General features: G+C 37.3%; 13 protein-coding genes. 1 reads left to right on the forward strand and 12 read right to left on the reverse strand.

Going from position 1 to position 12,583, the window contains the following annotated elements:
• Positions 1–124: 124 nt before the first annotated feature.
• From F1560_RS02165 to F1560_RS02175, 3 genes are all read right to left on the reverse strand, one after another.
• Complete coding sequence (locus tag F1560_RS02165) at positions 125–805, reverse strand: RluA family pseudouridine synthase (RefSeq protein WP_149473024.1); 681 nt, start codon at positions 803–805, stop codon at positions 125–127.
• Positions 806–1,080: 275 nt separating this feature from the next.
• Positions 1,081–2,223: a glycosyltransferase family 4 protein gene (locus F1560_RS02170; RefSeq protein ID WP_149473025.1), complete on the reverse strand. Its 1,143-nt coding sequence runs from the start codon at positions 2,221–2,223 to the stop codon at positions 1,081–1,083.
• Between the two features lie 56 nt (positions 2,224–2,279).
• Positions 2,280–2,825, reverse strand: coding sequence for a phosphatase PAP2 family protein (locus tag F1560_RS02175; protein WP_149473026.1), 546 nt, complete (start codon positions 2,823–2,825; stop codon positions 2,280–2,282).
• Between the two features lie 799 nt (positions 2,826–3,624).
• On the opposite strand from F1560_RS02175, the gene F1560_RS22715 reads away from it, so the two are divergent.
• A complete protein-coding gene (locus F1560_RS22715; RefSeq protein WP_420874421.1) occupies positions 3,625–3,912 on the forward strand; it encodes a YetF domain-containing protein in 288 nt (95 codons plus the stop codon).
• Here the strand turns inward: F1560_RS22715 and F1560_RS02180 are convergent.
• The 9 genes from F1560_RS02180 to yhfZ all read right to left on the reverse strand — a co-directional run bounded on the left by F1560_RS02180 (position 3,893) and on the right by yhfZ (position 12,542).
• A complete protein-coding gene (locus F1560_RS02180; RefSeq protein ID WP_149473027.1) occupies positions 3,893–5,185 on the reverse strand; it encodes a YhfT family protein in 1,293 nt (430 codons plus the stop codon). The two genes, F1560_RS22715 and F1560_RS02180, sit on opposite strands and share 20 nt — an antisense overlap.
• Positions 5,186–5,202: 17 nt before the next feature.
• Positions 5,203–5,562, reverse strand: coding sequence for a DUF2620 domain-containing protein (locus F1560_RS02185; RefSeq protein ID WP_095313335.1), 360 nt, complete (start codon positions 5,560–5,562; stop codon positions 5,203–5,205).
• 12 nt (positions 5,563–5,574) lie between these two features.
• Complete coding sequence (locus F1560_RS02190) at positions 5,575–5,940, reverse strand: PRD domain-containing protein (RefSeq protein WP_149473028.1); 366 nt, start codon at positions 5,938–5,940, stop codon at positions 5,575–5,577.
• A gap of 41 nt (positions 5,941–5,981) precedes the next feature.
• The gene (locus F1560_RS02195; RefSeq protein ID WP_149473029.1) at positions 5,982–7,055 is read right to left on the reverse strand and encodes an amidase; all 1,074 of its coding nucleotides are present in this window, start codon (positions 7,053–7,055) and stop codon (positions 5,982–5,984) included.
• Positions 7,056–7,141: 86 nt separating this feature from the next.
• Positions 7,142–8,311 (reverse strand): YhfX family PLP-dependent enzyme, encoded by a 1,170-nt coding sequence (locus tag F1560_RS02200; protein WP_149473030.1) that lies wholly within the window; start codon positions 8,309–8,311, stop codon positions 7,142–7,144.
• A 15-nt stretch (positions 8,312–8,326) separates the two neighbouring features.
• Positions 8,327–9,535, reverse strand: a complete 1,209-nt coding sequence (locus F1560_RS02205; protein ID WP_149473031.1) for a phosphopentomutase — start codon at positions 9,533–9,535, stop codon at positions 8,327–8,329.
• A 12-nt stretch (positions 9,536–9,547) separates the two neighbouring features.
• Complete coding sequence (locus tag F1560_RS02210) at positions 9,548–10,657, reverse strand: aminotransferase class V-fold PLP-dependent enzyme (protein WP_187773604.1); 1,110 nt, start codon at positions 10,655–10,657, stop codon at positions 9,548–9,550.
• Positions 10,658–10,667: 10 nt separating this feature from the next.
• Positions 10,668–11,552: a phosphotriesterase family protein gene (locus F1560_RS02215; protein WP_246811899.1), complete on the reverse strand. Its 885-nt coding sequence runs from the start codon at positions 11,550–11,552 to the stop codon at positions 10,668–10,670.
• 63 nt (positions 11,553–11,615) lie between these two features.
• Positions 11,616–12,542, reverse strand: a complete 927-nt coding sequence (gene yhfZ / locus F1560_RS02220; RefSeq protein ID WP_149473033.1) for a GntR family transcriptional regulator YhfZ — start codon at positions 12,540–12,542, stop codon at positions 11,616–11,618.
• Between the last annotated feature and the right edge of the window lie 41 nt (positions 12,543–12,583).

Genomic DNA, 12,583 nt, shown 5'->3' on the forward strand with positions numbered 1-12,583 from the left:
TGCTCTAAAACAAAAATAACTCTCCCCCCTCCTTCCTTTAGCATATAAAAACTGCACCTCCAATTGTTAGAGTATGTCTAACAATCGGGGTGCAGTTCATTCCTGCTCCATGCTTCTTGTTTATTTATAGATTCCCCCATATCCCCCAAGGATGCTTCTCTTCTGGAGGAGAGGAAGTAACCTCTATTATTTCCTTTTTAATTGGATGTTCGAATCTTAGAGTGTGCGCCCATAGCGCGATTTGCTGTCCAGGTCGGTTAACCTTTTGTCCATATTTTTGATCACCGTATATCGGGGTTCTATTCGAGGAAAGCTGAACGCGTATTTGATGAGGTCTTCCTGTATGGAGTTGAACCGACAACAAACTTAAACCTTCTGTGTTGGCAATCACTTTATAATCCAGCACCGCTTTCTTAGCCTGCTTATGATTGGCCGCTACCGTATAAACCTTATTTTCACGATTATTTTTCAAGAGGTAATGTTCTAATTTTGCCTCTGTTTGTGTCGGCATACCTCTTACAACAGCTAAATACTTTCGTTCGATTGCTTGTCTCCTTACCAAATCCGACATCCGCGAAGCTGCTTTCGATGTTTTCGCGAAAACCATCGCACCACCAACTGGACGATCCAAGCGATGCACTAATCCTAGAAAAACATTTCCTGGTTTTTGATATCGAACTTTTAAATCCTGCTTCAGCATCGATAGAAAATCGTTATCCCCTGTTCGATCAGCTTGCACCGGAATATTTACCGGCTTTTCTACAAGCAACAGATGATTATCTTCATATAAAACTGAAATTTCCACGCTTACCAATACTCCTTACAACATGATGTAACTATTTGTACTTTTTAAATGAGCTATGAAATACTCATCTAAATTAATGCAATTAACCTATTACTCTAGTACGAATAGTATCCAATGTCAAGGTTATGCACTTTACAAAAACTTTTTCTCACTAAACCTTAGAAGTTGAGCGATTATCTGATGAAATGAAAAAGAAGCTGAACTCACTTATTTATGAATTTAGCTTCTAATGTATAATTATTTTTTATGAATCGTGCACACCACAATCTATAAAATTAAGCAAGTACCCTATACCCAGATTCTTGTAGCACCTGTTCATATTCATCCAACAGCCCATCAAAAATCGTATCCCAAGCTTGCGTTTTCGCATATTTTTTAACTTCTAATCGCATTGTTTCTCTCTCTACCCGATCGGAAAGCATACGAATGATTGCTTCAGCAAAAGCCTCGTTATCCTTCTCTTCACATAAAATCCCTGTTACTCCGTCATTGATAATGGTTCGAACGCCGCCAGCATTTACACCAATTACTGGTGTCCCACATGCCATCGATTCTAACACGACATTGCCAAAGGTTTCCGTAGCAGAAGGAAAAACAAATAAATCCGCTGCTGCATAAATTTCCGCTAAATCTTCTCCAGTTATATAGCCTGCAAACGTCATGTTTGTCGGTGCAGCATCTTCTAATTCACTTTTTAATGGCCCATCACCTACAATAAGCCAATGGACATTACCGATTCCTTTTTGAAGTAGTCTTTCACTAATATCTGGCAGCAAATTAACATCTTTTTCTGGTGATATTCTTCCAACATAAAGCAGAAGATGTTTTTCTTTAATCTGATACTTTTCTCTAACTCGTTGTTCATTATAGTTACTATGATATGTTGAAACATCTACACCGCGAGACCATATCGATAAGTTCGTAAATCCATGTTTTTGTAATTGTTCCTTTGTATCCGTAGAAGGGACAAAAATCTTCTTTAATGGACGATGAAACCAGTGCATATACTTCCAAAGCACCTTTGATAAAAATTGCATATCATAATAAGTCAAGTATTTATCAAAATCTGTATGATAAGATCCTACGATCGGAATATTTAATTTTTTCGCATAATGCAGTCCACAAAGTCCCATATTAAATGGGGTAGCTACATGAATAATATCAGGCTGGAATTGCTGTAATTCTTCTCTTACATTTGACATTTTCGGCAATGCTAATCGACATTCTTGATACAGAAAAAAAGGTAGACTCGCAAAACGATGAACATTACTTGAATATAAACCTTCATTAGAGCTTTTAGGTGCAAACACCCGGTATTCAATCCCCTGCTCATCTAGATATTCTGTAAATCGTTTTAACGTTTTAGCCACTCCGTTCACTTCCGGTGCAAAGGTATCTGTAAAAATAGCAATTTTCAAGAACATCCACCCCATATAAAGTTTTTAAAAATGCACATGTAAACAGGTATAAAAGACTATAATGACAAGACAAACATACGAATAAATAAAAATGATAGAATCCCTGCAGTCGTCCCAAATAAGCACCCTACAAGTACATCTGTAGGATAATGAAGTCCTAAATAAATTCGTGATACCCCAACAGCAATGCCTAATGGAAGTAAAATGGTGGTCAATACAGGATAAAAAAGTATAAATGGAATTATGATTGCAAATATTGCTGTTGTATGTCCAGAAGGAAAGGAGTGATCTTGCAATGGATTTTCCAGCACATGTATTTCTTCTAAACTTACATACGGTCTTTTACGAGGAAACAGCTTTTTTAGAAGTGCAACTGGAAGATGACTAATTGTTAAAGCTATTGCACTAGTAATCGCAAGTAATTGGACTGTGCCAGATGTAAACAGAATTAGAAGTAATACGGCGGCTATTGTAAATCTCGCTCCACCAAAGTGTGTGACCGTCCGAAAAAAGGTGTTCACATGCTTCCTGTCAAAGTATTGATTTATTAAACGAAATACATGCACTTCCGTTGTATAAAACCAATTAAAAAACTTGACCATTCAATTTATCCCCCCATTATTTTATTCGTTCCCTCATTTCTATTGTAATGAATGAATATTTAGTTAATAATAATTTTTTGTGAAGTTATTTTTATATAGGGTGGATTGAAGAAAAAACGGAAAAGATCCCCTATTACGATGCAGAGCTATTTACACTTCACCCTTACTTTCCATTAGAATCGAATCAGATCTTACTTCCTCATCTTATCATTCATTTACCCAGAATATTTTGCACGCGTAGAGTGACAGGCGCGTCATTCATTAAAACAGTTTAATTATAATCGTATATTCTTATATATATGTTGAAAGGAGGGATGAATAAGCTTGAAACGAGAAGTTGTTTCACCATTTGGGAATGCTGAGTAAACCCTTTGAGATAATGTATCAAAAAATAAATATCGGTATTAAGCGACTGGAATTCGAGGTTTTCAGGACATCCATACAGAAATTGCGGGCTGTATCGATGACATTCACAGAGAAAAATGCCTAAATACAAAAGCCATTAAAAATATGATTTAGTTACACAATCAATCAGATACCGGTGCTGACTTATCACTTATCTATAGAAGTAAACGAAATTAGTAAGCTACTACATAGCAGTTAGCAAACTTCAAGATTAGTAAATAACATGAAGGGTTATACAAGATTAAACCGACTAAACAATTTCAACCATTTCAAGGGTGAGATTTATCATAGAAACTACAATAACCCTAAAAGTAATTAGAATTATCATCTCCTGTAACTGCTGAAATGCTGTCCATTAAACCTAAAGAAACTACCATTTCTTATTTATTGATTAATTGATGAGGGAAGAATAGAAAAGAAAGCCCTGAAATATATCCAAAAAGATGAAAAATGGTTAAGAGCTCAATTAGCTGAAAAGGGTTATAAGGATTTAAGCAAGATTTATTATGCTGAGTGGTCTTGCGTGGATGGGTTTGTTGTTAGAGGGGGAAAAGTGATAACGCAGATTTATAGCATTGCAAGGGATTCACATATGTTTTTAAGTGTTTCCATAACGAATGAAACAAGACAAGGCGCATTGCACCTTGTCCCGATTCCTTACATTATTGAGGTATATTCATAACTCCAAGCAATACTAAAATATTAACAATAATCCCTACTGCTATTGCCCCTACTGGTCCTACAGCCATTCGAACGATTGGACGCCCAGCTGCTTCATTCAACAGATAGAATCCAGCAATAAAGAAGAAACCAAATCCTGGTGCAATCATATTTGCAGCATTCGCACCACCAATTAGTAAGGCGACTTCAAGTAATTTGGTCATGGCACTACGAATGTTCTCCCCAGAGTTACGGACACCCGGATATTTATCTAGGAATTTAGCAATATAGCTCAATAGCATTACTTCCGCAAAAATTACGACGGCACCAATAATAACTGCTAACCACACATTTGGTGAAAATAAACCAACGACGAAGATCAAGGTAAATCCAACTGGACTATAGACACCAGTTGCAATTGCCGTACTTGCAACTAATGGAATAAATCCAATTGCTCTTGCTGCTGCAGCAATTCCTGCATCAGATTGCTTACCTTCAGCAAGTAAGTTAAGTGAAATGGGGTCACCAGCCATCAATAGAAGATTGGTGGCTCCAGCAATCAATGCACCAATAACCATAAAATACACAACATTTTTCTTAATACGTAATACTTTTTCACTGAAAACAGACGCCAAATCTACAGATGAGCCTTCTTCTGCTTTTTCTCTCATTGCGTAAGCAAATAAGAAAATCATACCGACAATTAAAGCCATACCTTCTTGGTTTAATGTAATCACATTATCACCAATTGTAAGTAGTCCTTGTTCATTTACAAATACGGCTAGCTGTCTAACAATAGCTGCTACTGCAAAAGTCAAAATACCTTTTTTAATACTGAATTGCAACGCAACTGCCAGTGCAGGGAAAGCCATAAATGTAACAACAACAGGAGTCCCAACCTCCCCAAGTGGCTCAAGGAAATTAACTGGAAGGTATTCAAATAATTTAACAAATCCTTCAAGACCAGTTAGAAGTCCCCAACCATAAAGACCACCGATGATAGCTGCGACGGGAGTACCCCACTTGTTCTTAGGTGTTACTAGTCCAATAATATCGGTTCCTAACAAAATACTGTGGATTAAAATAATACTTGCTGATAATGTAAATGGTATCCCAAACCCAATCACCAATCCGAAACTCATAGCAAACGCAGTTAAACCAAGTTCTCTACGCTTTAAGCTGCCATCAATATGTTCTGAAACAATTGGTCGTAATCCATCATTAAAAACTGCAATATTTCGATTTGCTAAAATAGCAGCTACTGCACCTATTAATACGACAAACAATGTTTCCATTTATTTGTCCCCCTATTCTATGAATTTGCTTTAATCGCATTTAATATCATTGGAACTGCTGTCTCAACATGATCACCTGTAAATCCAAAAGCTTTCTTCCCATTCTTAACTGCTTCAATTACATTCTCTTCTTTAGGCTTTTTCCCTGGCATTGATACGGTTTCACACTGATTTCTTCCAAGCATTGCAATCGCCATGGCTAATGCACCACCACCACCTGTATGGCATGCACCAAAGTAGTAATCTGCTTTACCTGTTTTCATTTGCATTGCCGCTTCTAAGTCGGATTTGACAACGGTTTCAATTGTAGGTTCTAACTCCTTTATTAATCTTTCAATCTCTTTTTTCTCCACTTGACCACCTATTACAATTTTCATCATAATTCCTCCTTATAAATTTGTATTTAACACGGTTACATAATGCATATAAAGAAATTCTTTTTCTCCCTGTGGTAAAGACTGGTTACAATTATCCTCAATTAAGGCGACTTGTTCTTTAGCTAATCCAAAATGCACAGATTGTTCCACCTCAAGCATTAATTCCACTGCTGGTTCTTCTACTTCTTCACCTGCTTCAATTCTTGTAAGTGCCATTGGCAGGTGGGTAAAGAGCATCTCTGCTTGGTCAATATCCGTCTTATTAACAACCCCCATGATTTGCGTGAATGCCAGTAAGGCAACTTCATGTGCAGTATTAGAAATCACCTTTTGTTCGAGCAAAAGTTGTAGCCTTTCCTTATAAGCCTGTAAATTCATAAAAACACCTCCAATTCTTCTAATTGTATGATGAATAACGACTACCAAAAATCTAACCGCGAAACGTGCTGATCATTTTCCAGGTAGTATCTTCTCCAAACCTCCGGCAAATGAATAGCTCCCTCCAACTGCTGTGCTAAATCAAAAGCGTATCCACAATGAGCAATTCCGCTTTTGGCAATTATCGTGATGCCACTAGCCAACGTACTTGTGGGAACAGTAATAGCTGTCGTTTGACACATATTAGCAGCTCGAATAAGGTATTTACCATGGTTTTTGGTTAAATTTATGCCAGCTTCTCCAAAATGCTGTGGGATGGTTTCCCCATATCCATATACGTCAACAGGTCCTTCACAGGTAAGAATCATATCCGCTTGTCTCTCTTGCAAACAATAACGAATGACGTCAATAGCTGTCTTTCTCTCATCAATTCCATTCATATCAATCTCTTCGATTTGATATTGACTCAATTGAATAGAAGCTAAGTGTTCCATTACTTTATCATGCATATCTATCTGATCGGGACCGATTATAGATCCCTTTTTAGGAATTACAATTTTTAACCTTTTCTCTGAAGCTGGCGTTAAATTTTGTTCAAGCATGCATTCCATTACTTCTTTTAACATCGAAATGCGCTTTGCAATGACACCTATACTCCCTGTAAATTCATACTGGTCAGTGGACAGCTTTTTATTTTTTACAAACAGCCCAGTTCCTGCACCAATTATGGATGGCAGCTGGCAGCTCATTGCAGGTGCAAGCACAGAACCACCACCGTCTGTACCTATAACAAAATCGTTGATTCCTTTTAAAATATTGATAGGTCCACCACTAGTTGAACCGGTCATAGCGCGATACGTTAATGGGTTTATTAAATCCGTATCTATCGCCCTCCCCTTATCAGCAGATTTATCAATGGTTAGCCAAGCAAAATTCGCATGTGTCCGAACCCGCCGGATTATGTTTTCCGGAATTTGACTCGTATTCTTTATTCCGAAATAGAGCATATTCCTATTTTTATCCCTTATTTCATTCACTATCATTGGATTAACCGCAATTACAGATCTACCTATTTCTCCTTTTGCTAGCTGGATTTTATCTATCAGGCCCGGCATGATAGCTCCCTCCATATTTTCTTCATAACAAGTTATTATTGTAATACTTACCATTCCTTTCATTTATAGATTTCAAAAGCCATCATTTATTCGTCTATATTATTAGTTGGAATAACATGTCCTACTGAATCATAAATTCCTAAAAGCTTCGGATTAGCATTTATATTTTCAACGATCGCTATCTGGGCATTTGTCACAAAAACCTGGGTACGAAACGCATAAATAACGGTATCACCAACATGTGCATCCTCTGTTTCCAATGTTCCATAATAATCAATATTTGCCGGATCATTTTCAATCACTGAAACTCTTTGCAAATTCCTTTTATCCGTTGCAACTAAAGCACCTTCCATACGTGATCGTGGATAGAAGCCACCTCCAAACACATATGCCTGGTGATTATATAGATGAGATACCTCGGTTACATAAACCATCGATGGCTTTTCAGGCAGGTCACCCGAGGCATGTAAAGGAGTTGTGCCAGTCATAGCATGACCCGGCTCCCCTTGTGTAGCGCCATTTTCTTTTAATAGTTTCATCGTAGCTGTAGAGGTTGCACTTGGCATATTCATCTCTAAGTCATGGATACCTTTTTCAGCTAACAATTTCTTAGCTTGTTGCATCGTTAAAACGTTTTGCGTTACCTGTGGTAAATTATCCTTAATTAACACACACGGAAAACTCGTTAATCCTGCGATTTCGATACCTGATAATCGCATTAAACTTTCCACATCATGATTCAGTTGGGATAATGTAAATCCTCCATTTTGACCGTTATACAAAAAATCTTCTGTATCGGCAATTCGTAAAAATATTTTCTGCTTTTTATCCATTTGTACCGCAACTTCACTAATCTGACGTGCATTTTCATAACTAAAAACGGTTACAAATTCTGGTTCTAATTGCAAGATTGTACGAATCATCCCCTTTGGAATTTGCACTAAATGTCCAACATGACCAATTTTAATCCCATATTGATTTAATGTAATTGCTTCCCAAGGATCTACTGCTACCGCTTTCTTAATACCAGCATCAACAATAGCCCTAGCAACTAATTCATTTCTGCCAAACTGTTTTGTCATAAACAATAATTCAATATCCTGTTTTTTGGCTTCTTTGGACAACATTTGAACATTATGCTTCACCATATCTAAATCAAGTACATATGTGTTTGGTGAAATTAGTCCTTGCTGGTGGAACTGAATCGCTGTTTCAATTAATTTTCTATTCTGTTTCAATGTTGCATCTAAAAACATTCGAAAACCTCCTCTCTACTTTATTAAAGGAAGAAATGACGTGCCATTTTCGGTCCTATCCAACCCTAAATAGGCTGCACCTGTAGCTGCAATATCAGATAATGTTTTTCTTTCTCCAAGATATTCAGGCACTTTTTGTTTCTGATACGCTAATAAATACGTTTTTTCTCGAGTATGCTGATTATGACCAATCGTTGGATCATTTCCATGGTCAGCACTCAATATTAAAAGATCTTCTTCCGTCATTTTTTCAATAATTTTTGGTAAATAGCGATCGACTAGCTCAATTCGATTTGCATACCGTTCAGGGTTCTGTGCATGCCCTGCTAAATCCGTTTCCTGAATCGTAGCTGCAATTACACCATGCTGCACATGGTCCATTTCGTTTATAATATCCTTCATGACTTGCTCCGTATCAACGCCGGGTAGTTTTGTAGCATCCTCACAATAAATGACATCCTGCATCTTCCCAACGAGCGATACATCCAGACCTGCTTTTTTTGCCAGAGTAGGTAACTGATATTCAGGTGATATACCATATCCTAAATGCCGTACCTGATACCCTTGTTTATAGACATTTGATTTTGGAGAGTTTACACCTACTAGGCCATCCTCTCTTCTTTCTACTGATTTTCGTAAATGCTGTGGTGTTACATTTTCTCCACCGAGTGCAATAACACGATTCACTTTCACCTGTTTACGTACACATTGACCAATTCTTAATACCTCTTCAAAGGCTATATAATCAAGCGGGGCTGTTACATTATAAATTTGACCAAAATCCGTTTCGATATTGTCCGCAACAATAACTAAATCATTTACTAGTAAATAGGCTAAATTAGCATCTGGAATTTTCACCTCATATCCTTCTTTTTCCAATGCAAGCTTTACCTCTTCCATATTGTCAATAAAGGGGGCTAAATATGTTTTCTTCGGTTTAGAGCCCATGATTTCATTATGACCTTCGAAGCTATCCGCTCCATTATGCATCAAATTTAGGCACCCATAGCTGGCAAAATGATTATCACTTGTTTTCAAGGCTGGATGATTCACAATCTTGTTAATCCCTAGTTTCTCTAGGGTAGGGATTTGAATGGATGGAACCGCATCCATAATATGATAGAATGTATTTGCTCCTATATCCTGTGGGTGGTAGTATTTGGCATCCTCCATATACCCAACGCCTAAGCTATCTAAGATGATTATCATAACTCTTTTTTTCAAGCTAATTCCTCCCTATTTACTTCGCTGCTTTGCTTGCTCAATGGATAAGGTAAGGATTCTAATAACGGTATCAACCCCGCTTCGTAAAGGATTTATACGAATCATTTTTTTCGCTAACGATGGATCAGAAGCTAAAAACGTACCAGACACCTTATAGAACATTGGTACAAATTCATATTTCGATTCTGCTCCTACGGGATTCGGTGCAGCCCCAAATTCATTAGCATGGAGGAGTACTTGTTCTGCAATTGGTTCATCGAACTCCACCAGTAGTACCTTTGATTGAGCATTCGCGAGAAAGGCGCTTTTCACACCAGACACAGCTCCATGGTTAAGCTGTTTGACTAATCGCTCATTTACTCCAGCTTGAATTGCTAACATGACAGGTGCATAAATAAGACCTCTTAATGCTTCTAATGCTTCATATCCTTGAACTTGACTCCCACCAGAATAGTTAAATGCTTCTATCTTTTCGATCAAATTTGCCTTCCCTGCGATCAGACCTACACCTTCTGGTCCTAATAACTTAAACAGAGAAAAGGTAGATAGATCAGCTCCGATTTGTGCTCCAATCTGATCCACTTTCATCGCAGCATAGTTATCATCCGTAATAATAGTCAGAGATGGTTCAACCGATTGAATGACTTCAATTATTTCGGCAAAATCATAATGATCGTTTATTTGTTGACGCGTATGTTGGATCAGTACTCCTTTTAAATCAGGGTGTGCAGCAATTACTGCTTTAACTTCCTCCTGATTATGAAAATCGACTGCAATTGGAATTATCCCCATTGATTCTATGGTTGTTTTACTAGTTGGATAGATAGGAGCGTCATGCACTAAAATCTTATCATTCGGTTTTAAGAAACTCATAAAACCGTAGCGTAATGCGCCGGTTCCAGCTCCACGAACTAATTTCGCCCGTTCAACACCAAAGAACGCTGCTAGTACTTCCTCTACCTTCTTTGTATAAATCGGTTTATTCAGTCCCTTTACAACACCCAAATCACCAAGTGAAAGAATCTCATCACCTCTAAAGTGCTTTGTAATCACATCGATTAATAAAAATTGTCTTTGCTGCGCTTCCTCTAAGGAAATACTCTTTAGTGGACTTGTTTGCATTAAAATCACCTTAGCCTTTCATAAACGTGATGGGATTTTTCACTAGTAATTTATCAATGGAAGCTCCTGTAATTCCAGAACGCTCCAGCATTGGGATAAACGTATCTATTAAATATGCATAGCCCAGCCCACCTTGATACTCTAAATGTGACTTTCTTGTTATATCCATTGATAAAACGACTTGATCCATGTAGCCTCTTTCTTGTATTTCCTTTAATATATCTGCTCGCACTTGATCTGGCATATAATTTTCTTTGCCGATTGTATCAAATTCAACATATGCCCCTTCTCGCAACATGTGGAGAATATAGTCTTTATCCCCGGTTAAATCAACATGTCCGATAATAACTCTGCTTAAATCAATTCCATTTTCTTTGAAAAATGCTACCTGTTCATGCCCGAGTGTTCCTAAAGTCGTATGCGTTGTAATCGGCTTTCCTGTTTCTTTATGTGCAATAACAACCGCTTCAAATACCTTTTTTTCTGTCTCAGTCCATTTATGATGGCTCGTGCCAATTTCCCCAATGATTTCAGCCTTTACAGACGTTCCTTTTATACCTTCATTTATGTCTTTAATCATTCTTTCCGCAAGCTCTTCCCTTGTTTCCCTGAATACTTGAATCGGATAAAATTTTTCCTGATAAAATCCAGTTGAACAAATAATATTCATACCACTTTCTTCAGCTACTTTTTGGACATAGGGAATATTTCTCCCCATTCCAAAGTTAGTTACATCAATAATATTACGAACACCTTTATCATATAACTTTTTATATTCTCGAACTGTTTCCGAAAATACATCCAGCTGACAATCTTCATTATTCTTAATTTCCGATAAATCAATCGTTGTATGCTCGTGCATATAGGTTATTCCATCTACTAACAACTGTATCACTCTCCCTTAAGTGGGGCAGGAGATAGAATTCCTGATTTCTCTGTTCCTGTATGCTGTATATTGTTAATACCGTGGAATTTTATCCCCTGACTCAACTTGCCTTTGAATTTCTAAAATGCTTTTTATTTCAACAGTCCCCCACTTTTCAGCGATTTCTTGCTCTCTATCACCATCAATTATAATAACTGCTTCTGACGTTTCTTCTGCGATTTTCTTGGCTTCCGGCAGCTGGAAATCAATTGCTTTAAAAGATTTTGTTATTCGTTTGTCATCTATACTCCAGATAGCAGCATCTAATTGCTTGGAATCTAGCATATCTAAAAGTTGCATATAATTAATATGCACATACTCTACGTCCAGCCCCTTGAATTCGCTGAACGTTAATTCTTTTTGGTCAGGTGAATCCATATCGACTCCTACTCGCATTCCATTTCGAATCGAATTTTCCTGTTGATCAGCCAGAAAGATTTTATGTGCTGATACATAGCTATTAATGCCAAATTCCTTCATGATTTTTAAGTTGGGATAATTCGATAAACTATTAACTGCTGTCATCTTCGAAACAATTGAAAAATCACTTCGCTTTGTACGGATAGATTCAATCCGGTTTAAACCTCCACGCATGTAGGATAAATTAATTCTTTTGCCAGATAATTCAAAGGCTTCAACCATGCCAGTGGCGAGTCCTTCATATTTTCTTGAATATGGCAGTGGCATGGAGCCAATCAATGGTGCTATACCAGCAATTTCCTGCAGTAGCTCAATATCTTTATCTACTAAATAGGTTCCTAGATGCCCTCTTGCCTCCAGTCGAATTGCTTTTAATTCTTCTAATAAACCCAGCGCAATTTGTACGGTTCCTCTACCAATGGATAACTTTACACTATAGTCAGTAACTCTAGGAATCTTATTACCAATCTCTACGTCTAATAATTCTTTTGCAATATTTTTGGCTGTTAACCCATTTTTTGAATATAATTTTTCCCACATATCATTACCTCAAATCAATATACTGTTTTTTGTATATTATA

It is taken from the genome of Oceanobacillus polygoni, from assembly GCF_008304605.1.
GTDB lineage: Bacteria > Bacillota > Bacilli > Bacillales > Amphibacillaceae > Oceanobacillus > Oceanobacillus polygoni.